At 63.1% G+C, this 25850-nt stretch carries 25 protein-coding genes; 8 read left to right on the top strand and 17 right to left on the bottom strand.

Annotated features, from left to right (window positions below; all coding sequences use genetic code 11):
- From SKP52_RS01600 to SKP52_RS01535, 14 genes are all read right to left on the bottom strand, one after another.
- Positions 1–321 carry a hypothetical protein gene (locus tag SKP52_RS01600; RefSeq protein WP_039570939.1) on the bottom strand — a complete coding sequence of 107 codons (321 nt, stop codon included), beginning with the start codon at positions 319–321 and terminating at the stop codon, positions 1–3.
- Between the two features lie 17 nt (positions 322–338).
- Positions 339–800: a hypothetical protein gene (locus SKP52_RS01595; RefSeq protein WP_039570937.1), complete on the bottom strand. Its 462-nt coding sequence runs from the start codon at positions 798–800 to the stop codon at positions 339–341.
- 109 nt (positions 801–909) lie between these two features.
- On the bottom strand, positions 910–2043 hold the full coding sequence (locus SKP52_RS01590) for a phosphoadenosine phosphosulfate reductase domain-containing protein (RefSeq protein ID WP_039570935.1): 1134 nt from the start codon (positions 2041–2043) through the stop codon (positions 910–912).
- A gap of 45 nt (positions 2044–2088) precedes the next feature.
- On the bottom strand, positions 2089–2601 hold the full coding sequence (locus SKP52_RS01585; RefSeq protein ID WP_228383784.1) for a hypothetical protein: 513 nt from the start codon (positions 2599–2601) through the stop codon (positions 2089–2091).
- A gap of 10 nt (positions 2602–2611) precedes the next feature.
- On the bottom strand, positions 2612–3298 hold the full coding sequence (locus SKP52_RS01580; protein ID WP_039570931.1) for a DUF5983 family protein: 687 nt from the start codon (positions 3296–3298) through the stop codon (positions 2612–2614).
- Between the two features lie 55 nt (positions 3299–3353).
- Positions 3354–3848: a sigma factor-like helix-turn-helix DNA-binding protein gene (locus tag SKP52_RS01575; protein WP_039570929.1), complete on the bottom strand. Its 495-nt coding sequence runs from the start codon at positions 3846–3848 to the stop codon at positions 3354–3356.
- 208 nt (positions 3849–4056) lie between these two features.
- Positions 4057–4800: a Mom family adenine methylcarbamoylation protein gene (locus SKP52_RS01570; protein ID WP_228383783.1), complete on the bottom strand. Its 744-nt coding sequence runs from the start codon at positions 4798–4800 to the stop codon at positions 4057–4059.
- A gap of 72 nt (positions 4801–4872) precedes the next feature.
- Positions 4873–5079, bottom strand: a complete 207-nt coding sequence (locus SKP52_RS01565) for a hypothetical protein (protein WP_039570927.1) — start codon at positions 5077–5079, stop codon at positions 4873–4875.
- Positions 5080–5181: 102 nt separating this feature from the next.
- A complete protein-coding gene (locus SKP52_RS24425) occupies positions 5182–5799 on the bottom strand; it encodes a hypothetical protein (protein WP_052207720.1) in 618 nt (205 codons plus the stop codon).
- A gap of 10 nt (positions 5800–5809) precedes the next feature.
- Complete coding sequence (locus SKP52_RS01555; protein ID WP_039570924.1) at positions 5810–7006, bottom strand: hypothetical protein; 1197 nt, start codon at positions 7004–7006, stop codon at positions 5810–5812.
- Between the two features lie 100 nt (positions 7007–7106).
- Positions 7107–7316 (bottom strand): zinc finger domain-containing protein, encoded by a 210-nt coding sequence (locus SKP52_RS01550; RefSeq protein ID WP_039570921.1) that lies wholly within the window; start codon positions 7314–7316, stop codon positions 7107–7109.
- A 3-nt stretch (positions 7317–7319) separates the two neighbouring features.
- On the bottom strand, positions 7320–8024 hold the full coding sequence (locus SKP52_RS01545; protein ID WP_039570917.1) for a hypothetical protein: 705 nt from the start codon (positions 8022–8024) through the stop codon (positions 7320–7322).
- A gap of 51 nt (positions 8025–8075) precedes the next feature.
- On the bottom strand, positions 8076–8675 hold the full coding sequence (locus SKP52_RS01540) for a hypothetical protein (protein ID WP_039570914.1): 600 nt from the start codon (positions 8673–8675) through the stop codon (positions 8076–8078).
- Positions 8672–9175, bottom strand: a complete 504-nt coding sequence (locus SKP52_RS01535; protein ID WP_039570912.1) for a hypothetical protein — start codon at positions 9173–9175, stop codon at positions 8672–8674. Before SKP52_RS01535 ends, SKP52_RS01540 begins: the two co-directional genes overlap by 4 nt.
- 164 nt (positions 9176–9339) lie before the next feature.
- On the opposite strand from SKP52_RS01535, the gene SKP52_RS24420 reads away from it, so the two are divergent.
- From SKP52_RS24420 to SKP52_RS01510, 5 genes are all read left to right on the top strand, one after another.
- Positions 9340–10302: a MucR family transcriptional regulator gene (locus tag SKP52_RS24420; protein ID WP_052207719.1), complete on the top strand. Its 963-nt coding sequence runs from the start codon at positions 9340–9342 to the stop codon at positions 10300–10302.
- 475 nt (positions 10303–10777) lie between these two features.
- Positions 10778–11929: a tyrosine-type recombinase/integrase gene (locus SKP52_RS01525; RefSeq protein WP_039570910.1), complete on the top strand. Its 1152-nt coding sequence runs from the start codon at positions 10778–10780 to the stop codon at positions 11927–11929.
- On the top strand, positions 11922–13676 hold the full coding sequence (locus SKP52_RS01520) for a site-specific integrase (RefSeq protein ID WP_039570909.1): 1755 nt from the start codon (positions 11922–11924) through the stop codon (positions 13674–13676). The genes SKP52_RS01525 and SKP52_RS01520 overlap by 8 nt, the downstream gene beginning before the upstream one ends.
- Entirely contained in the window at positions 13673–15529 is a 1857-nt protein-coding gene (locus tag SKP52_RS01515; protein ID WP_052207718.1) for a site-specific integrase, read from the top strand. The genes SKP52_RS01520 and SKP52_RS01515 overlap by 4 nt, the downstream gene beginning before the upstream one ends.
- An 82-nt stretch (positions 15530–15611) precedes the next feature.
- Positions 15612–16001: a hypothetical protein gene (locus SKP52_RS01510; protein ID WP_187337275.1), complete on the top strand. Its 390-nt coding sequence runs from the start codon at positions 15612–15614 to the stop codon at positions 15999–16001.
- A gap of 63 nt (positions 16002–16064) precedes the next feature.
- Here SKP52_RS01510 and SKP52_RS01505 read toward each other — a convergent pair whose 3' ends face one another.
- Positions 16065–20291: a strawberry notch-like NTP hydrolase domain-containing protein gene (locus SKP52_RS01505; RefSeq protein WP_228383782.1), complete on the bottom strand. Its 4227-nt coding sequence runs from the start codon at positions 20289–20291 to the stop codon at positions 16065–16067.
- Positions 20292–20414: 123 nt separating this feature from the next.
- On the opposite strand from SKP52_RS01505, the gene SKP52_RS01500 reads away from it, so the two are divergent.
- Positions 20415–21515, top strand: a complete 1101-nt coding sequence (locus SKP52_RS01500) for a helix-turn-helix domain-containing protein (protein WP_039570906.1) — start codon at positions 20415–20417, stop codon at positions 21513–21515.
- Between the two features lie 143 nt (positions 21516–21658).
- On the top strand, positions 21659–22039 hold the full coding sequence (locus SKP52_RS01495) for a hypothetical protein (protein WP_148308983.1): 381 nt from the start codon (positions 21659–21661) through the stop codon (positions 22037–22039).
- Between the two features lie 106 nt (positions 22040–22145).
- Here the strand turns inward: SKP52_RS01495 and SKP52_RS01490 are convergent, their stop codons facing one another.
- Entirely contained in the window at positions 22146–24137 is a 1992-nt protein-coding gene (locus tag SKP52_RS01490; protein ID WP_039570902.1) for a ParB/RepB/Spo0J family partition protein, read from the bottom strand.
- Positions 24138–24171: 34 nt separating this feature from the next.
- Entirely contained in the window at positions 24172–25110 is a 939-nt protein-coding gene (locus SKP52_RS01485; RefSeq protein WP_039570898.1) for a DUF7146 domain-containing protein, read from the bottom strand.
- Between the two features lie 370 nt (positions 25111–25480).
- Between SKP52_RS01485 and SKP52_RS01480 the strand changes: the two genes are divergently transcribed.
- The gene (locus SKP52_RS01480; protein ID WP_039570894.1) at positions 25481–25711 is read left to right on the top strand and encodes a hypothetical protein; all 231 of its coding nucleotides are present in this window, start codon (positions 25481–25483) and stop codon (positions 25709–25711) included.
- Positions 25712–25850: the final 139 nt, after the last annotated feature.

The following is a 25850-nucleotide window of genomic DNA, read 5'->3' as shown; positions in this document are numbered from 1 at the left end:
TCATCCCCCTCCCCTTTGGATCACCGCGGGATGGAATGGGTCGGACCAGTCGATGTGGTCGATGATCCAGGCAGGCACGAAATCCCAGTCGAAGCAGAGCGGATAGTCATTCTCGCCCCCGCGCCAGGCAGCCTCGACTATGTCGGTCCAGCCAACGACCGTCAGCCGCAGTGCAGCGCTGCCGAGCGCATCGAAGGTCTTGTCGATCGCGAGAGCGAGGCCTATCGCGTCGGGATCGGTGATCGGCCTGGCGCGCAAGGCCAGGACCGCCTCCCAGAGGCAGGCGGCGATCACCAGGCTGGTTTCAGAATAGTGTGTCATGACGGGGCCTTTCGATGTCAGGCGGCGCGGAGGTCGCAGCCCTGGTAGAGGCCGAGATCGGCTGCCATCAGGGTGTCGATTTCGGGCGCGACCCGGTCGAACGCTGCGTTCAGGTCGGCGACGGCGACACGGCAGCTGGCCTCGCCGGGATCGGACTCCAGGGCGAGCGTCAGCGGGGTCAGCCGGGCGGTCATCTCGGGAAAGACGGTGCGGATGATGAGCGCTTCGATTCGCCGCGCGACCAGGTTGAGCCGCGCCGCGAGGCCCAAGGGGGTGGCCAGCTCACGCTCATACCAGGCGGCGGGTGCTACGACGTCGGCGATCCGGGTCGAGGGCACCCGTCCATTGCCGATGTGGGCCTGGATGACGACGCAGCGCGGGCGCCGCTGGAGTGCCACTTCGGCCAGCGGCACGAGGGCGCGATAGTGATAGGTCGAGGCGGCGCCCGGGATGCGGGACCGAGAGACGATGACGTCCATTGGCTATTCCTTCGATAGTGGAGACAGGGGGCTGCGCGTTCGGCAGCAAGGAGACGCGCGAGCGAAATTCGCCCGACGCACCTTAAAAAGAGTCCTCCCCTCCGGCTCGCTAGCGGGACCGTTCGGCCTTCGCGGCGAGGAGGTCTGCGAACCGCGCCTGGACCGCGGTAGCGTCGGAAAAATGGTCGGCGAGGCCGTGATGGGCGAGGATCGGCGCGCGGGCTTTCGTAATCAGCGCGGCCTCGGCCAGGCTCGGCATGCGTGGTGGCCAGCCCTTCACGAACCGCAATTCCGGGGGCATTTTCGCTTCGAGCGTCCGGCGCTCATGGGCTCGCAGTTTGGCGCAGGCGATGTCGTGAAGAAGAGCGGCCGGCAGCAATCGAGGCGCGACATCGGCGAGCCATCGTTGGGGCTGGAAGGAGAAGGTCGAGTCCAGCTCGATCGCCACAAGATGGCGGAAGAGATCGACGTTTCCGGGAGCTTCGGTGGAGGCGGCCAGATCGTGCGCGGATGCAAGCACGCAGAAAGCGCAGGACAGGCGGGTCGTGCGGTATCTTACATAGGCTTCGTGCAGCGGGAGTCCGTGGCGCGCGTGAATCCCGAAGACGTCGTCAGCACTCCAGTCGACTGCTGGATGCCAACTGAGCATGCACGTGCCGGCGGCATTGCCGGGCTTTGCGAAGCGTTCGTCGACACGGGAGACCGGGGTCGAGCGGCGGCTCGGGCTTTCGTCGCGGCGCAGGCCGATGACCGAAACGATGGTTTCGCCCCGATAGCGGCGTGCGAGGTCAGGGCCGATCACCTGGACTTTCAGCTCGGACGTGCAGAAGCGTAGCGATGCCGAGGACCAGGGTCCGATGAGATTGTAGGTTTCGAGCGCCTCGTAACGACGCTTGCCGGAGAGGAAGCGTTGCTCCCAGCGCGACACCATGTCGCCTGCCGATCGGCTGACAACCAGCAAGGGAATCCCCAGCCTGTCGGCGATCGCTGCAACCATAGCCGAGGTCGACCGCCATTCCGCCCGCCCGAGGTCTGCGTGGATCGCGATCCGGCGATCGCGCGGATGACCCAAGGCGTCGAGCAGCGCAATCGCGGCGTGGGCCGAGGCGGTGGAATCCTTGCCGCCCGAAAGATTGAAGGCGAACCAGGCACGGCACCGCACGGCGGCTATGACTCTATCGTCGATCGCAGGCAAAGGATCATCAGGCGCGGCAAGCAAGCCGCGCGCAAGAGCTGGGCTCATGCGGTGTCTCCTCAGGTGCGGTGGATCGGCGCGACTGCGCGCCTGTCAGTGGCCGGCAGGCGACCTGGTGTCGTAGAGGGGTTCCGTGCCGGGTTCCCAGTCGCCGGGCAGCCAGATTCGGCCGTTATAGCTGATCCGCCCCACAGGCGTGTCGGCGACCAACAGCAGCGCCTCGGGGTACATGCTGGCGCCCAGACCCAATCGGTCGCGGCGCTCGCAATAGAGGTCGGAGGCTTCCTTCCAGCTCGCTGCGGCAAGCTCGGCATAGCCTTTTTGGGCGATGCGAAAGGGTTTGCGCGAAGTACCCCGTTGCCGGGTCCCGCGAAGGACCCGGGCGACATGTCCGGCATAGACGGCAACGGTAGCCCAGTAGGCAGCGACAAACACCTTGCGACTCTCCCAGCTCGATCGCGAACGGTGGCGCGCCTCGGCGGCAAGGTCGAGCAGCAGCACTGCGAGCAAGGTGCGGGTATCGGTTGGCATAGCCTGGAGGAGGCGTGCGGCGGGAAGACCGAGGACGGGATTGCGAACCTCGGCCCTGGAGGAGCGGCGGGTCATGGCAGAGCCCTCACCACTCGAACGTCTCGAGACCGTCGATGCAATCCGCGTCACGGTCGAGAAGAAGCCAACGGCAGCCCTGTGCACGCGCGAACTCGATGGCGGCCCAAAGCTCGTTCGGGACCATCTCCCGTTCCAGGCCGTCGAGCGAATCGGTGAGGACGAACCAGCCATAGCCGGCCTCGGCGACACCCAGCGGGCGCGATTCCGGGATCATCGGCGCCCATTGGTCGAGAAGGTCCGCGGTGGCGGGACGGATATGGCTGGTGCTGATCACAAGATGGCGAGCGATGCGCAATGCGTTCGGAGAGCCGATCGCCGGCGCGCCGACCGAGATTCGCTCGGTCCATAGATATTCGTCTTCGTGGGCGTCGAAATAGATCGAAGCGGCCTCTTCGTCGGAGAGCGTCGAGGGATCACGCCTGTCGCGGATTTCCGGCCACCATTCGCGGCAGAATGAGGCGACCTCGGCCATCAACGCCTCACGGCCGAAGGCCGCATGGAGGTTGCCTCCCTCACGATGGTCGATGAACGCGACGTGGATGTCGGCGGACCAGGGAACCGCATGATTTTCCATGAGCCGTTCGGCCTGCGCCAGTTCGTCACACAGAATATGGCCTGCCGGGCTGGCGTCGGCGATCGCAATGCGGGCGCGGGCCAGCAGGCGCGCGAAATCGTCCCTTGTCATATGGGTCATGGATTGTCTCCTTAGGGATGTGCCGGGTGCGCGGAGGGGCAGCCCGAGCGTGCGATCAGGGCCGGTCGAGCGCTTGGGCGATCACGGCGAGTGCGTCGGCGATATGCTGCTCGACCTCGTGCGTGGCGATGCCGAGACGGGCCGCGATCGCGGCGAAATCCTCCTCGCCGAGAAAATCCGCCAGGAGAACCTGACGAGTGATTTCCGGCAGTGCGGCGACCGCGCGGGCGTATCGGTCGATTGGCGCAGCGCCGACGTCGGCTAGGCGGGCCGCATCCACGCGCACCCATGCCCGCACCCAATAGCTGTCGCCATCGCGCTGGACGGTCTGCTCGTCAGGGTCGATCCGCAGGATATGAGTGTTAAGCCAGCGTTCGCGGGCGGCCGCCACGATAGGCAGAACAGTCTTGTCCGGTGCGAGGAAGGCGTCGATCCGCGCGGCGAGCTGGTAGCTTGTGCGGCGCCGGTCGCGGCGTAGGCCGAAGCAGGGATGGTCGTTGAAGAAATCGAGCGCCTCGACAAGGAGGGCGCGGGCGTCAAGATCGGGCATGGCGGGGTTCTCCGGTAAGCCGGTTCCTGACCGGCCCCCAATCCCGCCCCCTTCCCTCCGGCTGCGACCGGCTGGCTCAAACGGCGTGGGCAAGCAGCGGAAGCGCCGTCACGTCGCCGGCGGGCGTAGTGCGATCGAGAACGGGATAGGGCAGACTTGGTACCGCCCGTGCCGCGATCCGCGCCGCTTTGGTGAGCGGGAACAGAACCTAAGCGTGGTTGCCCGGGTGCTTCTGGCGGCGCAGAAAACCGGTGTGTTCAAGATCGGCGAGCCAGTGCGCGGGATCTTCGCCCGAACGACGGGTCCGGGCACCAGCCGCAACCAGTTGCTCGGCCGCGTAGCGCTGGCCGCATTCGTCATTACGGATCTTGGAGATCGCCCGGCTCGAAATCGGCTGGCCGTTGGGGAGGATGAGATCGATGCGTGCTGACGAGCGGCCGGTGTAGCGGCTGCCCATCACGCAATAGAGCGTACCGACATGGCCGGGCATGAACATCTGGCCTTGCTCGTCGGTGCGACGGATGGGATCGGCGTAGGAGATGACGGACACGATTTCCGGTTTCTCGCGACGCAGCGATTTGAAGGCGCGCGAGAGCATCCAGGTTTCCGCGTTACCGCCGGTGTCGTCGAGCAGCACGAGGCGCCCGAGGTCGCAGGCGCTACGTGGATCGGGGAGCCCGGCCGATTTGGGAACGCTGGCATTGTTGACCGGGTGGGCGAAGACGCAAACGCCGGCCAACTCGGATCGTCCGGCCGCGCCATTACGGAAGAGGCCGAGCGAAAGGCGTGTAACCGGCATCGAGGCGGCATAATGATGCTGGCGCACAAAAGGGGCGGCCTGCTTGACGGTGTCGATGATATCGACAGCGAAGCGCCTGGTGTCGATTTCCGTGGCGCCTGGCACCCAGCGGCAACGCCGATCGCGCCAGCGTTGGCTTCTGGTGGTGATCATGAGCGGCAACTCCGGTTGCGGCCGCGCCCCCTCCCGCCAGCCCATGATCGGCGGCGGGAGAAAGCCCGCTGTTTATTGTGCGACCACGCGACGCGTGAGATCGGGGATGCGCGCGTTGTCGTAGGGACTGGAGACCGACATCTCGAGCGCATCGCGCTGCGCGCGATACCAGTCGGTCGCTTCGACCGTATAGGTCTCGGTTGCATAGGGCTCGCCGCCGCTGGAGAATTCGATCTCGACGGAGAATGAGCGCAGTTCGATTTGGGAGGAAGCGTGCATGATCGGATCCTTTCAATAGGAAAAGGGCGGCTCCGACCTGTGTCGAAGCCGCCTCGGGGTGGACGGGCGTTGAAGGTTGGCCCGTTGGGCCGGACTGGATGGTCAGGCGCCCGCGGCGCTGCGCCATCGGGCGGCGGCCTCATCAGCCGTCAGCTGGCCATGGCTCTCGGTGCAGAAACGCTGGAAATCGGCTTCCCAGGCAAGGGAGGTGGATTCCAGCACCTGGATCACTTCCCACAGGAAAGCCGTGGCCGAGCCCGCCTCGGCGACCGGGACCCAGAGGGCGAGATTGTTGCTGTCCGCGCCGCATCGCTCGCAGGTTTGGCTGTCATAGGTCGCGAGCAGCGACCATTGCTGGGTGACCTCGTCCCAGGCGGCGTTCGCATCCCTGCAGATGTCCGCGCTGCCGCAATGGCGACAGCGCGGCATCAGCGGAGCCGGTATGGGCGTGACCGATTTCGTCCTGATCGCCGACGGCGGATATTCTCCTTCGGCGAAACCGGGCGGCAGCGCCAGCGCGGGGGGGCCGTAGGCGCTATCCACACCGGGCCAGATGCCAGTAAGGTAAGTGGCGCCGCTATTCTCATAGTCCTCCTTCTGGCCAGTCCAGTCCTCGTCCGTGATGGCGAGGCGACAGGCATCTTCGGCGGTGGCCGCCTCATAGGTCCGGTGCCGGAAAACCGGCAGCCGGTAGGTGCTTTCGATCGTGAAGCTCAGCATGACGCCCTCCTCAGCTCGCCTTGGCGAAGAGTTTGCGCGCCTTGCCCTCGATTTCGAGCCGCGTGTCCTGGTTGGACTTCGCGCGTGCATGCGCAGTGATGCCCTGCACGAAATCGAACAGGCTGGCGGGCGGATGGCCTTCTTCGGCGATCACTGACTGGATGATCTTCGCAGTGTCGGTCTTGGAGAAGCCGTTCTTTCGCAGGAAGGAGTCGCGATCCTCGTCGGACCGTGCGACGATGCGACCGCGCGCCGTCTTGATGCCTTCGATGAAGCTTAGCGCGGAAGAGTCGGCGAAGCTCTCGAGCGCGGGCGCCGCTTCATGGGCGAAGCGGTTGGCGGCGAATTTCGAATGGCGGATCGAGATCTCCTCGAAATTTTCGACGCCCCACAAATTGCGATTCATGCACACAGCGCGCAGATAAAAAGTCGCAATTCCCAATGTCTTGGAGCCGACCTCCGAGTTCCAGCAGTAGAAGCCGCGGAAGAAGAGATCGGGGTCGCCATTCGGCAATTTCCCCGCTTCGATCGGATGCGTGTCATCGACCAAGAACAGAAAAACGTCGCGATCCGACGCATAGAGTGTCGTCGTCTCGCGCGTAACGTCGACATAGGGGTTATAGCGCATCGACCGCCAGTCGAGCACGCCCGGAACCTTCCAGCGCGTATCGGAAACGCCGTTGCCCGCGATCTTCATGACCGCCGCGACCAGCTCATGGTCCCAGATCCGGCCGTAATCGGGTCCGGTGACAGCCCGCAGTTCGGCGCGGCCTTCATGGGTCTTGAGCAGCTTCACCTGCTCGCCGCGATGGCTCAGGAGGCCATGCTGGAGATTGATGCCGGCGAGCGCTGCAGGAAGGTTGCGCAGGTAGGAGGCGGGAGCCCCAACCAGGCTAGAGAGCTGACCGAACGACCAGTTGGTGGGTGCGATCGGTTCGGCTTCGCCGGGAACGATGAGGCTCAGGCGCTCGGCATTGTCCATGCTCGCCTCGACGCGGACGTCGCGGCTTTCGACGATACGTGTGCGTGCGCGGTCGGCGCGACGGCGAACGTTCTCATAGAGGTCGTCGAGGGAGAGGAATTTCTCGTCGTCGGGACGCGAATACCATTCGGACGAGACCCGTCCGATGCTGCGACCGCGGGATATGTCGACCTTGTAGGCGCCCGAGACCTGGGGCGCGTCGATATGCTGGGCAAGCGTTGCCATGTGACATCTCCTGGTTGGAACGGCCCGATCCGTTTCGGACCGGCCAACCCTTCCCCACCCCCTTCCCTCCATCCCCGCGCATGCTGCCTCGGATCCGGCCTTAACGTGCGATGCGCTCCCGGTCCGCGAGCAGGTCGCGTGCGGCATGGAATTCGTCGAAGGGACCGCTATGGCCGCTGGGACGTTGACAGCCGACGCTGACGAGCGCCTGGCAATCCGGGCACGGGACAAGCATTACCGGGTCGACGTCCCAGCTTTTGGTGCAACCCGGCCTGTTGCAGACAGCCGTCTCCTTGGCGATGAAGGCCATGGCTCAGGCGGCCTTCTGACGCAGCCACTCATAAAGCAGGTGCGAGTCGGGGTCATATTCAGAGCCATTCGAGATCCGCACAAGCCTTCCATCGCAGGCGAAGGCGGAAGCTCGCGGAAAGCTCAGATAGGAGCGGCCTTCGAGAATGAGATCGCCGGATCGCACCTGGGTGATTGCCCTGGTCGTCCCGAGCGCACGATGTCCGGCTGGTGCGTCGACCAGCTTCAGGCTGTCACCAGCCCTCACCTGCTTTTTGAACGCAGCAAGGGAAACCTTGGGGTCGACCGGGTTCTTTGGTCCCCGACGCGCGGACAATGCTGCCCAATAGGCCGGACCGATCCGCGCTTCACAATAAAAGGAACAGTTGTGGAGGTCCTGATAGACATTGGAGCGGGTGAAGCCAAAGCGCTCCATCTGGTCGCGCACCGCGACGAAGAAGTCGTTCTGCGCGTCACGCGCGGTAAGGTCCGCTGGTGTGTCGAGGATCTCGGCAATGATCTTTCGGCCCCGCGCGAACTTCTCGGTCCTGATCGCGAAGCGCGTGTCGGGGTATTTGGCCTTGAGATGAGTTTCGATGCGCGCGGCGAGCGTCGCGAGATTGTCGCCGGCTTGATAAAGGTCGCCCTCATAGTGGAAATTGCCCCGCTCGTCGAACGGAGTCTGGCTGTACAAGCGCGCGGACGCGCCCGGCGTCGAGACGTCGGTCATGGTCTTTCTCCGTGGCAAAGGTTTGGTGGCCAGCCCGGTGGCCGGTTGTTGTCAGGTCTCGCGGGACCCTGGGGGCAATTCCATCGCAATGACGGCGCGGGCACGCCTCACGGCGTCCTCGTCGATCTGACCCAAGACTTCCGGAACGATGGTCGCCAGTCGGTCGATCTCGCCAAGCAGATCCGCAAGCAGATGGATTGCGGGAGGCGTCGCTGGTGAACTATCCCAGCCCGGTGGCGGCCCGGCTTGGCAATAGCCATACTCGAGCGACCCGTAGCGCCGAACAATCGCAAGCGCCTGGTCGGCGGTTTCGCAATCATCGAGCGCGAAGCGGCACGTCATTTCATCGACCGTGATGCCGGCGTAGAAGAGCGCGGCGGATACGCCATTCGCCAGCGTGCAGCGCATCGGGCGGTTCGCTTCGCGATGGATATAGGCGATGGTGCCAAGCCGATCGGTTGCACGGATGCGAACGGCATCACGACGCGGTGATACTCCGGCCGTGCCCGGGCTATCCTCGGAGGCGAGCATTTCCGACCGGGCTTCAACCCAATCGAGATAGCCAAGACGGGTATCGTCGTTCGCAACTTCGGTTTTCCAGTCGTCGACAGGATGGTGGGGATTGTCATCCCAATGACTGCGGCGGCTCATGACAGTCCACCGTTGAGCGCCTTCGACAGCGCTTGCCGCGTGCTCTCGATCTCGATCCGGTCCGGGAATATGGCGCACCATCCTCCGCCAAAACTGTCGATGCGGGGTTTGCTACAGGTTAGGCTCCAGTCAAAGCCGATCGGAGCAATAGCCAGTGTCGGTTGGCAGCAACGTTGGATCAGCCCGGCAATGGGCCACGGCTGGAAGTCTGTGTCGCTATAAATGCTGACCGAGCAGGTTTTGGGATCTTCGATCGAATTCTCGACCTGAATGTCGGCGCCGAAGTCGGGAAAGTTCGCATCATCGAAGATCGCGGTGAACCCGCTCAGCGGTTTATCGGCAAGGCTCGGCGGAAAGACTGTCAGCAGTTCATCGCTGATGGGAGCAGGATCGAAATCCCACATCAGATCGGCGGCAAGCTGCCATGCCTCTTCGATGAGCGCGGCTTCGGCGATCGAGCAGGTGAAGGCGAATGAGCCCTGGATGAAGTGGTCGGCCATGGGTGCTCCATGAAGATTGTGGGCAGCCCAATTGCCGCGCCACCCACAGCCGCCCTCCTCCCCTCCCTTTGACTTGACGGCCGAATGGGGGCACGAGTTCGTTTACACTTGCGCAACTGCGCCTGGTTCAAGACCCGTGTTCCCAGCAAGAAGAAGGATGTTACATGGCCGAGACCGAAGATTCGGGCGTCATGTCTTTGACCGTGACGTTGCTCAGCGCATATTTCGCGAACAACACCGTGCCGAGCGCCGAATTGCCAGCGCTGGTGGAGGGGACGCGGAGGGCGCTGCTGGGCGACGCACCTGTCGCAACGACAGTTGGCGCTCCAGGAAGTGAAGAGGTTGCTCTGGAGAAGCCAGTCGCCGCCCCGGCGGCCGAAGAGATTGTACCGGAGACGCCGGCCGCCGCTCCGGATCATAAGCCGAAGGTCTCCATTGACGAAAGTCTGGCATCACCGGATCACATACTAAGCCTGATCGATGGCAAGCCCTACAAGGCGCTCAAACGACATCTGTCAGCGCATGGATTGACGCCTGCGGAATATCGTGGCCGCTATGGCCTTCCGGCGGACTATCCTATCGTCGCGCGAGGATATTCGGCGGCCCGAAGAGAAGTCGCACTGAAGCTGGGCCTCGGCGGCAAGCGCAAGAACTCTCCTTCGGCTGTTGCCGAGGAAATGCCTTCACCCCAGGTTACCGACACGCCCGAGCCTGTCGTTGCTGAGACACCCCCGGCAAAGGCCGCGTCGACACGTCGCCCGCGAACCAAGACTGTCGACGTGAAACCGAAGCCGGCGGCCAAGAAGCCTAAGCGTAAGGCCGCTCCTGCGCTGGTCGCCGCGGACGCGCCTGCATCCCCGGTTTCCGAGACGCCCAACCCTGCCGTTGCTGAGACGCCCCCAGCAGAGCACGCGCCTGAAGGTCCCTCGCCCAAGGCTCTCGATGCCAAATCGAAGTCCGTAGCGGTAAAACCCAAGCGCAAGGTCACCAAGGGCGTTGCCGCAAAGGCTTCCGTCGCGCGCGCGAATGCGGCACCGAAGCCGAAGCGCATTCGGGCGAAAAAGACAGACGCTGAGGCGGCTCCATCGGCTGAACCCGCGCCGGAAAACACGCTCGCGGCAAGTTGATCGATGCGGTCCGGGCGCGCAACGTTCCCGGACCGCTTTTCAAGGGTCGAGCAGACTCGGGATGGGTCAGATCCGCGTCATCGAGAGGATCGCCTCGATGATCTCGTTCGACCGGTCGAGCGGAATGAATAGTCGGGTCTTATACTGTTAGGTTAGGCACTATGCTTGTCCTTTTAGATGTCGGGAGCGCCGTCGGATGTGATTGGTTCAGGCCGACCGCCGCGCTTACCCAAAGAGCTGGCGGTGGTCGGCCTGAGCCAATCACCGCGCGCTATGCCTCCGGTTGTCCGGTGGGAATCCCGGTCCGTCGATTTGCCGAACTGGGCGACTCGCCCGCATGGTATAGCAGGGAGGGAGCGAGCTTCAGGTCACAGAAAGCCGCACGACACATCTCGTCCTCTTTGGCGGTTTCCAGCGAAACAGGGTGGACAAGATGTCCTGCGGCTAACGCGTGTCGGCGCGCCATGGAGGACATATGGCGCGGATTGTGAAAGCTGTGGAGGGTCACGCCGCAATACCCGCGAACTTCCCGATCATCGTCAGCGATGACATGGCGATCATCGAGCCAGTCTTCGCGTGGCTGCTCATGCTGGCGACGGTGCCCGGCAGGTCACACTCACCGGAGACCGTGCGGACCTACGGCGAGCACCTCCATGACTGGTTCGATACGCTCGAGCAGTCGGGGCTCGAATGGCACGCTGTGACTGAAACCGAGATCGCCTCCTGGCGTAATCGGATGCTGGGAGGGCCGAGCCCACACACGCAGCGGCCCTACGCGCGTTCGACAGTCAACGATCGCGTCCGAACCGTTTGCCGCTTCTATAGCTGGGCCCACCATGCTGGCTGGATCGAAGCGCTTCCGTTCCACTTCACCGACGTCCGGATCGGGCTGGGCCGCCAATCCTTCCTGGGGCACATCAACCCACGGCCGGGTATCATCGCTGCCAATGTGCTCACGGTCGCGCAGTACGAGCGGCTTCCCCGCGCGTTGCGCGTCGATCAGCTGCGCCGCCTCTTCTCGCATCTCGATGCGCCCTACCGGCTGATGGGCGAATGGGCGTTGGCAACCGGCATGCGGCGCAAGGAACTTTGCGGCCTTGAGGGATACCAGATCCCTGAAACCGCGCATCTCGAAGCGGACGAACATCCGCTCATAGGCATAGGCCTCTCGATCACGAAAGGCGATCAGCCGCGTACCGTTTATGCGCCGATCGGGCTCGTAGACCGGACCCATCGCTATATCGACGAGGTGCGCACCCCGTCGATCCGGCGGCTCCGCGCTCGGAATAGCCGGTATCGCGCGCCGGCGTCGCTGTTCCTCAATCGCGAGGGTAGACCGGTAACCAGAGAGCGGCTGACGGCGGCCATGGCCGAAGCGTTTACAGCGTCCGGTGTGGAGGGCACTGGTCATTGGTTGCGGCACACCTTTGCCATTACGATGCTGGCGAGGCTGCAGCAACAGGCGCGGGATACACCGCACATCAACCCGCTCAAGATCGTCCAGATGCTCCTCGGCCACCGCTCGATCCAGAGCACCGCGATCTACTTGCGCTGCATCGATATATACGCATCCGACCTGGAGGAGAGCGTCGCCTATCTCTACGGCGCCGCCATCAGCGATGCCTAACGGCCGCAGAATCGATCGGCGGCTGAACGCCGAGGATCGCGGAAGTGCCGTCGCGACCTTCCGAGGTGCATGGGGCGAGAACACCCGCGCCTTCGACTTCTCCACTCTGGGGCTGTCGATGGAACTGACCATCTTCCTGGCGGAAGCCTTTGCCGGGCAATATACGGCCGCAGCGTCGACCACCCGACGTGCGCAATGGTACTCGATTGCGACGTTCGCCCGGTTCGCGGCGGGCGAGGGAAACCTGTCGTTAGTCACCGACTTCACCTCCGAGATGGTGGGACGTTACATGCTGTGGCTTGACCGGCAAAGAAGCGCGTCCGGGGACCGCTGGTCGGAGGCCTATAAAGGAAATGCGCTCACATCGCTTCGACAGCTTGTCGAGTGGACGCGGCGAAATCGGCCTGAGCGCCTGCCGTGCCGCATCGACTTCACGCGGGGCAGCTACGACATCCGCAGCGCGAAGCCGCGCCCGCGCCTGACCTCCGCCGAACTGAAGGCCATCCTCGTGCATTGCTATGAGGAGATCGACGAGGCCTGGCTTATGTTCAGAATAGGGCGGCAAGCCATCGAAACATCCGGCGAACTGAACGGTATCGACCCAAGACTGGTCGATACGATCCGGAAACTGGCCCGCGTTGATGACGGAATAGTCCCTGGCCGGCGGAAGATGGAGCGGGCCGGTGTGCCCTGGTCGACCGCAGTCCGGCATGGCGGACTGCAGCAGGTTGCTCCCTATCTTCACCTGACTGGTGAGGCTGCCGTCGCATTTTACATCGCTATCGTCATCCAGACCGCGGGCAATCCCGCCCCGATGCGGCTCATCGGCAGGGACTGCCTGACGACACACCCGCTCGACGACAACCGGCTGATGGTTGAATGGGACAAACCCCGCGCTGGCCGCAAATACAAGCGCGTTCAACGCCGTTCGTTCGACACGCGCCGTGCCTATGCCGCGCCCAACCTTATCAACCGGTTGCTCCAAATGACCGCGCCGCTAGCGCGGCGCGCACGGCCGCAGGACAAGGAGAAGTTGTTCCTTCTTCTGAGCGGGCAGACAGGCGCCGTTACTGCGCTGCCGCATCCGACGCTGTGGAAAGGCGTCAAGCGGTTCGTGGCTCGGCGAAATGCGAAGGTCGCCGTAAATAGCGCCGACGCGTGCCGGTTGCCTGCGCTCCCCGACATTGCTCCGGCCTTCCTGCGCGGCAGTGTCGCGACGGAATATTACAAGGCCTCCGGCGGGGATATTGTGGTGACCCAGGCCCAGCTCAATCACGGGAACGTCAGCACAACGGACCGATATGTGCGAGGGCCGGAGACAGAAAGAATCCAGCACGAAACAATCGCCAGGGCGCAGGCCATGCTGGTTGCATGGGTAACGGGCGTCGAACCGCCCAAAGGCAAACCGAGGTGTCGCCCCGGCAGAGCGACGATGCCGTTTGCGCATGACTGCCTGGATCCTGCCAACGGCGCGTGCGATGGCACGCTTTGCCCGCACTACGGGGCGTGCCTGCGCTGTCCGGGTCTGGTGATCCCGCTCGATGCCCATCATCTCGCCCGGATCCTTCAGGCCATCGCTGCATTGGTGGATGCGCGGGACCGGATCGATCCGGTCCGGTGGGAGGGGGTGTATGCACCAAGCCATCGCATCCTGCTGAGTGACATATTACCCGACTTCCCGACCGGCTTGCATGCCGAGGCGGAAAAACTGGTGTCCATGCTGCCGCCGCTTCCGGTGCTGGAATGAGCCCGGTCATCAATCCCAAGGCGTTCGAGCCGGATACGGTGATCTCGACCCGCTCCGTGTGGGGGGATGCGGTCTGGCACCTCGACGACGCACCACCGGGGTGGAAAACGGCGGACTTCTCGATCATCTGGGGCTTTGCGGTGATCGACGGCCGGTTCTCCGATCCTCGCTGGGCAGCCTGGTGCACGGCAGCCAAAACGTTCCTCTGGAGCTTGCAGGTCGATCCGCCGCCGGGGTGCATCAGGATCCGGGGGGCGACCCTGACCGGTGTGTTCAAGCGGCTCAGGCTGCTGATATGCTGGATGGTGAGCGAGAGCTATCGTGGGTTCGGCGATCTTGATCGGGCCGGGGCGGATCGGTTCCTGGAGGCTGTGGGACGACGACGCACGCGCGCTGGCAAACCGATCGATGTCCGAACGATCTTCACCTATCGGACGCTGCTTGCGCGCCTCGATCAGCAGGGCGTGCGATATCCTGCGGTAGCAACATTGGAGCCGCTCTCAGGTATTACGCATGGCTGGACCCCGCCAATGCGATCAATGCTGCCCTATACGCCCGATGCGATTGCCGTGCCGCTGGTGAGCGGAGCGCTCAGGTTGCTCGCATCCCCCGCCGACGATGTGATCGCTTTGCAGGCTCTGGCACAATCAGCACAGGATGAAGCTCTGGCCAAGGGCATGAGCTATCACCGGTCCCGCTTTGTCGTTCTGGAGGCGATCAAGCCGTTCCGGTTCTCGACGCTTCCGGGCGAAGCGGCCCCTTGGCAAAATGGCCCGGTGAGGAGCACCAAGCAGGTGCGGTTCCTGGTGCAGCGCCTCTATGAGGCGTGCTTCGTCACGATCTCTTACCTTGTTGGCCCGCGAGTCTCCGAAATACTCGGGTTGCGGCCCGGATGCATCGAATATCGTCCATCGGCGGACGGCATCGAGCGGTTCGCCTATCTGGTCGGCCGCATTTACAAGACCGCATCCTCGTCAGGCGGCAAGGTGCATCACTGGCCCGCGCCGCCGGCGGTCGAACGCGCCGTCGCGATCATGGAAATACTGTCGCAGCCGCTTCGTGAGCGGAGCGGTCGTCCCGAACTGTGGCTGCTGTCGGCCCACGCCGGGCTGCTCGGCCCCAACGCGCTGATACAGCTGCCGGTGACCGAGGTGATCATCAACCGGCTGAACCGCTTCTTCGCGCCGTTCATAGGCTTGCCGGACCACGCCGGTGAACCTTGGCGTCTGACCACGCATCAGGGACGAAAGACGTTCGCCCGCTTCATCGGCAAGCGAGACCGAACCGGCTTACACGCTCTCCAGCACCATCTTGGTCATGTGAGCCGGGTGATGACAGATCGCAGCTATGTCGGCACCGACTTCCAACTCGACGAGTTGATCGATCAGCAAGCCCAGGAGGAAACGCGCGCGGCTCTGGAGGAGTTGCTGACAGCTACACGTCTCGCAGGGAAAGGCGGTCGCTTGATAGCATCGCGCTCACGGTTCCGCGGTCGGACACTTGACGGAGATGTTCGCGCCTACGTCGACTTCCTGATGGCGGAAACCGACCTCAGGCTTGGGGTCTGCGACTGGGGTTACTGCGTCTATCGCGTGGAAAGCTCGGCATGCTTCGGTGACGAGAAAGGGCCAAATCCTGCCCTGCGAACCCAAAGCACGTGTGTCAGTTGCGCCAACTTCGCCGTCACGGCCAAGCATCGCTCTGTCTGGGAAACACGGCGCGCGCGCAATGCATCCTTGCTCGAACACCCCTCCCTCGATCCGGTCAGCTGTGAACTGGCGATCACGCGCATCGCCGAATGCAACCGGATCCTGACCGAACTCGACCAACAAATAGAGGTCGCGCATGAATAGAACTGACCGCACCCCACCGCCGGATCCGTACGAAAAGCGGCGCGCTGCAACGGACCGAAAACTTCGCGCAGCTTTGGAACGGTTGATCGAGCAGCGCCCTTCGCATCCCGCTCTGCAAAACGGTTATCGGCTTGAGGTGGCGACGCTCGCGCGCGAGGCTGGCGTCGGTCGCAACGCGATCTATACCAACCATCGCTCCATTATCGACGCACTGAAACTTGCCGCAGCCCGGCCCCATCCCAAAGCGGCCGAAAGCCTTGAAGAAAAGGTCGTCGAGCTCCGCGCTGTCATCCGCGAAATGCAAGCCAATGAGCGGCGGCTCCTCACCCAGAATGCTGCACTGCTTCAACGCGCCCTCAGCGCCGAAGCCGACGCACAGCGTTATCGCCGACAAAATGCCCGCCTGGTTGCCACAAGGAACGAAGCTGCGCGCCCGACGCCCATCGGCGCGGGGGCACAAAATACACGCTAACGAAGACCAGCAGGAGAAATTACATGAATCCCCGCCGCTTAAATCAAAGAGGACAGTTGACGCCTAATCTAAGTGCTGAATGACCTCGCTGAACACACCGTGGACCTTCAGTCGCTCGCGGTCCTCCGGCCGGTAGTTGCGGATTTCAAGTCGGCGCGAGCCGTTAACGAGCGCGGTTGTCAACGTCGCGCCGCCCAGGCCTGGGATCGCAACCCCCGTCCCCTTCTGGGCCGCGGCGCCAAGTTCGGCAGCGGTCAGTTCGACCGTGCCGTCGAGACCGAAGGCTGATTGCAGTTCCGCCATTGCCGCCGGCGGGATCAGGCGGCCTATGATCGAAATCCCCTGCCCATCATCGATCCGCCAGACGCGGACATCATCCTGAGGAAGTCGGTGCCAAACCGGCAGGAGGAGTCCGGTCGCGACGTTGACGGTCTCGATATCGACCTTGGCCTCCGCCTCGCTCGCTTCGGCTTCCCAGAGCTTCTGGAATTCGTCACGGTCGATCTCTTTCCAGAGGCTGGCCCACATGGCTATTTCCTGCATGCGGGTCCCGCCGGTCGGACGAACAAGCTGACACATGGGCACGATGCGTCCTTCCTCGTCGGTAATCGACCAGGACGGCACTTTTAGAGCGACGCGCTTGGACCTGCCGTTCCAGAGATAAGCGATTTCGCGGGTGCCGTCCCAGATCTGCATCAACCGGTTCCAGTGCATGACGCGCGGGCGCAGATGGAGCTCGAGTCGTAGCAGTCTGGTCTCCGCGCCGGTCACCGGATCGGTGCGCAGCGTCTGCTCGGATCGCGTGATGATCTGCTCGGCGCGGATGGTCTCAACTCCGACATCAAGCGTACCGGCTTCAAGCGCCGCGTCGATGCGCGCCTGGATGAGCCCCATATATTCGTCGAAAATCGCATTCTGGGTTGCGATCCGGAGCGCGAGGATGCGGTTGAGCCAGCGCTGGATCGGCGGCAGCTTCTCGAGGAGCGTGCCGTCCTCGTCTCTAAGCTTGAGACCGGTGATGGCCTGGAAGCTCTCCATATTCACACTCGAGAGCTTGTTCCCATGGAGAAGATGATACCATTGGGTTAGCGCTTCCCGTGCGTAATCGCTTTCGAGATTATCCGCCGGATCGAACAGGTTCTGGCCACCCGTCTGGCGCTGCCCGCGTGTCAGCGCGCCCAGACTGTCGAGACGGCGCGCTATGGTCGAGATGAAGCGACGCTCGCCCTTGCAGTCGGTCGTCACCGGCCTGAACACAGGCGGCATGCTCTGATTGGTGCGATGGGTGCGCCCCAGACCCTGGATCGCGACATCCGCACGCCAGCCCGGTTCCAGCAGGAAATGGACGCGTCGCTTGTCGGCCGTCCTGCAGGTCAGGTCGGCATGATAGGAACGACCGGTGCCACCGGCGTCGGAGAAGACAAGGATGGGTTTCAGCCCGTCCATGAATGCCTGGGTTTCGGAGAGATTGGCGCGTGCGCCGCGCCGTTCAAGCTTCTGGGAACCGTCGCTGCCGATTACGATGCGACGCGATCGGCCCGTTACCTCGGCGACTTGTGCCGTCCCGAAATGCGCGAGCAGCGCGTCGAGAGCAGCCGGAACCGGCGGCATGGCGCAGAGCTCCTCGATCAATGCGTCGCGAGCCGCAATGGCTTCGGCGCATTCGACCATATTGCCCGTCTCGTGGCGCATCGGCTCTGACCGGAGTGAACCATCGCTGGTGGCGAAAACGCGCATCTGCTGGGTCGGGAAGGCGTTTTTGAGATAATCGATCATGGTCGCCCGCGGCGAGAGTTCCAGATCGAGATGCGCGCGTTCTTCTGGCGAGAGTTCCGCAAGCCGCCTGTCGAGAATTGCCTCGGCGGTGCTGACGAGTTGGACGACAGCTACATTGCCCGCTGCGATTTCGGTTTCGATCGCCTCGAAGACGGTCGGCATCTTCATCGAGATGAGCAATGCCGACCAGAAGCGCTGCTTGGAGCTTTCGAATCGGCTGAGCGCGGATCCCTTCGCCATCGCGTTCAAGGTCCGACCTGAGGCGCGATCGACGATATTGGCGGCTTTCAACGCGGCATCGACGTTGCGATGAATCACGGCCCAGGCGTCGGCATAAGCATCGTAGATTTCGATCTGGGCGGATGTCAGCTTATGCTCGAGCGGGTCATATTCGACGCTGGCGAAGCTGAGCGCGCGTGCCGTATAGAGCCCCATGGCCTTGGTATCGCGCGCGACGATCTCCATCGCCGCAATGCCGCCCTCCTCCATCGCGGCAAGGAAAGCGTCTCGGTCTCGGAAGGCAGTACCCGGTCCCCAGAGGCCGAGCCGTGCGGTATAGCTCAGATTTTCCGGTTTGGTCGCTCCGGTCGCGGAAACATAGATGACCCGGGCGCGCGGCAACGCGATCTGCAGCCGGACGCCAGCAAGGCCCTGTTCGGACCCCTTAGCCGCGCCAAACTCGGTCTCGGTGCCGGCAGCGTTCCCGAGTGCATGCGACTCGTCGAGCAGGATGACGCCGTCGAAGTCTGGCCCCGCCCAATCGAGCAATTGTTGCAGACGCGATGCGCGGTCATGCCGCTGAGAGCGGAGCGTCGCATAAGTGAGGAAGACGATCCCGCTAGCCATAGCGACCGGTTCACCGAGTGGAAACGCATCGAGTGGCTGGATATCGATGGGGACGCCCCCGAGCGCGCTCCAGTCCCGCCTTGCGTCCTCGATCAACGCCGAGCTGCGTGAAATCCAGATTGCCCGGCGGCGGCCGCGGTTCCATTGGTCCAGGATGATGCCCGCACCCTCACGGCCTTTGCCCACACCGGTGCCGTCAGCGATGAAGAAGCCCGTCCGGTAAACAGCGCCTTCCGCATCCTCGTGCAATTGGTCGCCCGCCTTGTTGGGCGAGAAGGTGCCTTTCAGATCGCGCTCACAGGCTTCGCCGGCATGGATGATCGTTTCCAGCTGGGCGTCAGACAGGGCGGCGAGAGCCTGCGGCTGGAACATCGGACGATAGCTGGGCGCGGGCGGCAGCACGGATGCCATGGCAACCGACTCCACCAATTGGTCCGGGTGGGGCCTTGCGCCGTTAATTTCGATGCGTGCGGGCCGCCAGGGCGCGTAATGTCCGACCGGATCGCCCGCTGGCAGCGGCGTTGCGCGGATCGTATAGTCGACCGGACTGGCACTTCCATCGGCCGCTATGCGGTCGGGGACAACCAGCACGCGCTTCTGCATGCCGCCGAAGATCGTCGACGGTGATGGTTTGGCGGAGGCGCGCGGTCGCAGGGGGATGACGGCCGGCGCTGGTGGCTCCGGCTCGGGTACGGAAAGGCGCGGCGGGACGCCTCCGACCAGCGCCGCGGCTTCCTCAATCGTTTGGGCGGTCAAGCGTTCCGCCGGCCCTGTCCAACCTTTGTCGAATATGATCAGTCGGACCGCGATGCTGGTGCCATGCTTGGCATAGGGGTTGCCGAGGATCGTGATTTCGACACGCGGGTTCGCGGTCTCGCACACCATCGTATAGCCGTTGGCCGCTGCACCGTCCGCTGCGAAGCTGGGTGGCATGATAGCGACACAGCGGCCGCCCGGTGCCAGCCGCAGCAGCGCGGAACGCAGATGACGGGCGCCGGCGAAGCGGTCCTTGCCCCGACCGTCGCTCCGGCTGAAGGGTGGGTTCATCAGCACGACGCTTGGGGAGATGCCGGGGAGTAGCAGGTCGTTGATGAATTCGGCGTCGTGCGTTGTGACAGGATCGCCGAGCAGTTTTCCGAGCAGCGCGGCGCGGCCGGGATCGCGCTCGTTCAGGGTCAGCGCGGCACCGAGCCGAACCGCGTGAGCTGCCAGCATGCCGGTGCCGGCAGAGGGTTCGAGCACTTGGTCGTCCTTGCCGATACGCGCGGCCTGCGCGGCGAGCCAGGCGAGCGAGATCGGCGTACTGAACTGCTGCATCTCGACTTGATGTTCGCTGCGATAGGTCTGGGTGGGGAGCGCCCGTTCGAGGCGGCGAAGCGAGGCGAATGCATCAGCTCCGTCCGGAACGATGCCAGTCCGGCCTCCAGGTGATTTGAGGAGGATGACCTGTGCAGCCTCGAGCGCATCATAGGCGTCGCGCATCGACCAGTTGCCCGTCGCGTCGGAGGCCGAGAAGGCTTCCTCCATCAGACGCTTGAGGTCCTGGCGGCGAATGGGCTGGCCGCGTCGGAGCAGGTCAGACAACCGGGTAGCGACGTCGAAAAGACGCGTGGTCTTGAAAGATTCAGGCTCGTCGGGATGTGCGAGCGCGAGCAAAGGAACAGACATGGCGGAACTCCGATCTGGATCAGGACCATCGCGGCCCGCCATCTCCTTCCCCCTTCCCTCCTGTGGGGCTGACGGGTCTAAGATGAATCTTGCAAAATTGAATTTGCAAGATTATACGGCCCCATGGAAACGACGGTGAATCCTCTAATCGGGCTTCGGCTCGCCACGCTGCGCGAACATCGGAATCTGACGCAGAGTGACGTTGCGCGCGTTCTGGGCCTTAAAAGCCATCAGATCATCTCGAACATTGAGAAGGGCACGCGGCCGATGAAGGGCGCGGAAATGATGGCGTTGGTCGAGCATTATGGCATCACGCCTGAATATCTGACCGACCCCTTTCGGCTCGTTGGCGAGGGCAAGTTTTGCTGGCGACAGTCGCAATGCTCCAGGGAGGCGCTGGAAGCCTATCAGGGGAAGGCAGGAACATGGCTTGCAAGCTATCGCGCACTCAGCCGCCCGCAGGATCGTCCAGGTCCGCGCGAACGATGGAGCCTGCGGCTCTCGGAACGATCGAGTTTCGAACTCGCGATGGCGGAAGCTGAGCGGCTTACGGTCGATTATAATATGGGCGACGTCCCCGCGGCCCGGCTTCCAGAGGTCATGGAGCAGGACTTCGGCATTCTCGTCCTTATGGTCGATGCCGAGGAAGGGATTTCAGGCGCGGCCTGTCGGCTCCCCGAATTTGACGCTGTCCTCGTCAACCGCCACGAGAATCCGGGACGCCGGAATTTCGATCTCGCGCACGAGTTCTTTCACCTTTTGACATGGGACTCGATGCCGCCCAATGAGATTGAAGACGTGAGCGAGAATGGCGGCAACCGCGTCGAACAACTCGCCAATGCCTTTGCGTCCGCGCTGCTGATGCCGCAGCGGGTGCTTGCGCGGTTTGGCGAATGGCGGCGGCTCGGCAACGCCGAGCGGGCCCACCGCATGCGCGAAGTTGCCGATTTCTTCAGGGTATCGGTCAGCGCTCTGCATTGGCGCCTGGTCGGCCTCAAGCTTCTTAACAAAGCGAGCCAGATGCTCGAGGTGGAGGCGCCCTCCGACGATTATCTTCAGGATACGCCGGCGCCGTTTTCGAAAGCGTTCATGGGTGTTATGGCGAGCGCCATCGAAAGAGGCGACATATCGGTCGGCCGATTGGCGAAGCTCATTGCGATTCCCCGGGAAGCGCTGCGCGCCCTTTTCGCTGCTCACGAAATCGCGCCACCGGTTACCGTCTGACATAGAGGCGGTGTGTGGCGGTCCCGTCTGATCCTGTCCTTCTCGACAATTGCGCGATTTCCGCGTGCGTCGCTGCTGGCGCATGGGACGCTCTTGCGGCGCGCTATACGCTTGAGACCGTCATGGAGGTCGAAAGTGAGGCAATGACGGGCTATCAGCACCGGGAGATCATACCGCCTGACCAGTTCCGCCAGCAGGTCAGGGTGCATATAGTCGACGCCGTACAAAGACTCGACGCCCAGGCTAGCCATGCCAGCCTCGCCATGCTCGATGATGGCGAACGCGATCTGTGGGTGCATGCCCTTGCGCGTAAAGGCGGCTGGATTTTGTGCGGGCCCGACATCGCCAGCATCAAGTTTGGCGTTCTCAATGGCTACAAGGACCGCTTGATCTCGCTTGAGGCGTTGTTGAGCGCCATCGGCCATAAGCCCAAGCGCAAACTTCAGGAGCACCAGACAGCGAAATGGTTGGGCCACCAGATTGCTCAAATCCAGTTGGACGAGCAGTTCAGGAAGCTGAAGTAGTTCCATCGGCCACGCTAATGTTCATGCTTGTGCTGAAGTGCCACCGATCATGCAAAAAAAGGGCCGCAGCTCACCGCCACGGCCCAGAGATAGACGATGTGGGTAATCAGGCGGCCTGAGGCAGGTCGCCTTCGCCATCCGGCACGGCCAAATCATTCGCGAGCTCCGCTTCGATCTGGGCGTCCGGCTGGGTGAACCGCATGACGTCCGGCACCCAGGCGAGAGCAGCCTCCCGGAGTTCGGCCTCGATCGGCACGCTGCCGGCGAAGATCTTCTCAGCCGAAGTCGCAAGGTCATGCTTCTTCGATGCGCCGTAGCGGCTCGACAGCTCCTTGCCGCCGATCTCTTCGAGATGAGCAAGGATCGCGGCCTTGCTGCTCAGACGATCGAAATAGTTGTTCGCGGTCGGCCGCCACCAGGCCGCGAGGTCGATCTCGAGCTTGGTGCCCAGATGGTCGATGAAGTCCTCGCCATCACGACCGGCGACGACGGCGTGAAGCGTGCGGGCAATCGCCCAGGCTAGCCATGCCGCTCGCGCCTCGTCGGGAAGAGCGCAGAAGGCATCGTAGCGTGCGCAGGCGTCACCCACCTCGGTCCAGCTGCGATCGAGGGCATCATCGATCTTGCCCCATTCCTCGGCCGCCCGCGTGCCGCTCTGGAAGCCGATGAGCGCGGACCAGGGCTTGTCGGCCTTCAGTTCGGTCGCGAGATCCGTGCCACCATATTTACGCATAGCCTTGTCGGCCATCCAGAAGGTGCCGAGATCGAGCGCGAAACCCGGATCGCTGGCAACATGGACCCGCACCAGCTCGCTCTTCATCTCGGCGAGTTCCTGGGACAGCCTCTGGCTGTAGGACGGCTTGCCCGACGTGATGACGACATCCTCGCCGACTTCATCGTTATCCGCGTCATCATCCGTCCCGTCAGCCTCATCCTCTTCGGCAGGCACGACATAGAGCTGCTCGTGCAGGCGCGGCTGGCCATCATGGCCGATGACCACATAAGCGAGCGCGCCCGCCTTCTGCTCGTCGGTCAGCACCGGGACAGGCTTCTCGATCGCGCGATATTCCGCTTCGAGCGTTTCGACCCGGTTGGCGAGTTCGGCGGCGTCGTCTTCGGCGGCGTCCTCATAGGCTTCATTGGCCGCCTCGAGTTCGACTTCGATCTCTTTGAGTCGTGCCTGCTGCTCGTCCGTTAACGACGGCGTCTCGCCCTTGAGCGGACGCAGATCCCAGGTGTCGTTGTAGGTGACATGGGTCGACGGGAGAACACGGACTTCGGCGAAACCCTCGTGCTCGCGCATGGTCTCGGCAGCGGCGGCCATTTTGTCAGCGACGAGGCGGTTGAGGATATCGCCGTCGATCCAGCGTTCGGTGGTAGCGTCGGTGAAGAGATCGAGATCGACCCGGCCGCCGGCTTCAATATAAGCGGCGCGCCCAACCAGAAGCGCTTTGGGATCGTTACCGACATAGGTGTCCTCAGCGAGCTGCCGCCGGATCTCGTTAACGTTGGCGCGGTAATAGCCGTCCTTGAGCTGTTCGAAGGTTTCGGCCTGGCGGGTTCGATCGCTGCTACTGGCATAGGCGACAGCCACGTTGAGCGTGATCTCGCCGTTGCGCAGCGCCTCGAAGATCGGGTCGGCGAGGTCAGCCAGGCGAAGGCGGCTGCGAACGAAGCGCTCGGTAAGGCCGAAGCGTTTGGCCACGTCCTCGGGTGTCTTGCCTTCGCTCTCGATGATATCCTGGAAGGCCCGACAAGTGTCCGCGGGATTCATCGTCAGATTGAAGAAGTTCTCCTCAAGGCTGGTCTCGATCGCATCCTTGGCGTTGCCGAGAACCAGCACCGCGAGCTGATAGTCGGCATCGAACACGCCCTTCTCGATCAGGCGGTAGACAGCATCGAGGCGTCGGCCGCCCGCAATGACGCGATAGTGCCCCTTTTTGCGCGAGACGGGCACGCCAATCAGGTTCTGACGCACGCCCTTGACGGCAATGTTGGCCTCGAGTTGGGCGTCAGCGATTGGGTCGCTGACGGTGCGTACGTTGCTCGGCGACTTGGCGAGGTTCGCCGCGGGGACAAGGATAGGAAGTTGGGTCACTGGGATGTTCTCCTGGCGGGGGACAGCCTGACCGTCAGACCACTTGCCGCCACCAATCCCCCACTCCCTCCCCTCCAAGTCGAAGCACGTCGTTCCAGTCCTTGAAGGCCGATGGCGGGAATTGGACCTCAATGGTCCGACCTGGCAATGCGTAGGCATCCGTCGCATTGGCCACGCCAATCTCGCCGGCGACGTCATTGTCGGCGAACAGCACGAGCCGGCTTACCCGGCCTGGTATCGCGATCTGGTGTAGACGCTCGCTGCCCAGTGTCGCCCAAACGGGAATGCCGAAGAGGATCATCGCCGAGAGCGCGGTCTCGACGCCTTCGGCAAGTCCCAGGACAGAAGTTGCCGTACCGAGCATCACAGCAGCGCGTTCGGGTCGGCCAAGGGTCCTTCGCGGGTCGGCCAGGTCGCGGGCGCGCCGCGCGTCGTCCAGATCGAAGAAGGTACGTTGAATCGCTATGAAGCGCCCTTCATCATGAAAGCCCCCGTCGTGAAGCGCCGCGATCATGGCAGGTCTGAAACCGACGCCCTCGCCGCTCCCGAGCGGTGTACGCGGGTGGAATCGCAGGGCGCGCGGAACCAGCGCAATACGTCGACGACGCAGATAGATCTCAGCGGCCGTACCGGTGATCGGTCGCGCCTCATCCCAGATGCGCAAGGCCAGTTGGCGCCGCCCGATAACGGTCGGTATTCGGGAACCGGACGCAGTCTCCCCCTCCGCTTTGTGTAAGGCATTCTCATCGAGGCGCAGTATCTCCTTGATGACATCGCGGTTGTCGCAGCCCGCAAAGCATTTGAAGACCAACGCATGGTCGCCGACACGAACGGAGAGGCTGGGACTTCGATCTGGATGGGCCGGGCAAAGACACATGGCGCCTCCCGGCTTCCAGACGCCTCTCAGGCGCTTAACGATACCGGAGCCGATTGCCTCGAGTTCCGGGTTAAATTTGCTGGCGAGGTTAGGCATGGGCGGTCCCCAAATTGGTTGCCCGTTGATGCCTCCTCAACGCGGGGAGCGGTCATCCGGAGAGACGGACAGGCATTGGACGGGCGACCCTAAGATAGCCCAACCGATTTCCGCCCACTCCCCTCCTCACCCGTGGCCGACAGGTTGTCGTTTCGGATTATGGCCATCGAAGGGGCTGGGACTGGTACCTTAAGGAACCGACCCAGTCGCTCGATGAATCGCTCGGAGAGATCGCGCAATGCCTCAGGGTGCGGCCATTCACCGGTTCGAGCGGATGAACAGCTGCGTATTCGATAATCACTCGAACTGGAAAGTCGCGTTCGATACCCAGAACGAGAGCTCTCACATCCCTTTCCAGCATCGCTAGCTGATGAAAGACACGATCGCCTCCAACGTCGAGGGTATGCCCCGGTTGCAGGACGGAACCTTAGTCGGACCGCACAGCCGGGTCTCCGCCGAGATCAATCCCGTTTACGCGCCTTTGCCGTTGGCTGGCTTGTTGATGGCCGTCATAACTGTCGGAACACAGGGCCTGCGGGTGCCAATACAAGGCGAAATGGTCAACAATGATCCGCTTTCCGCAATTTCCAACTTATCGTGATGCGAGGACCAGCAGGCGATAGCTATGTGACCTATTATTACTGGCCTGAAGCCGTCGATCGCACCATTCGGGAAGTCCACATCTATGTCGGCCCGGCCCGCACGGCAGTGAAAAAGGTAGCTCAGGAGATGTAGGCAAA

This window comes from Sphingopyxis fribergensis, from assembly GCF_000803645.1.
Classification (GTDB): Bacteria; Pseudomonadota; Alphaproteobacteria; order Sphingomonadales; family Sphingomonadaceae; genus Sphingopyxis; species Sphingopyxis fribergensis.
This window is presented reverse-complemented; position numbering and strand designations above follow the sequence as displayed.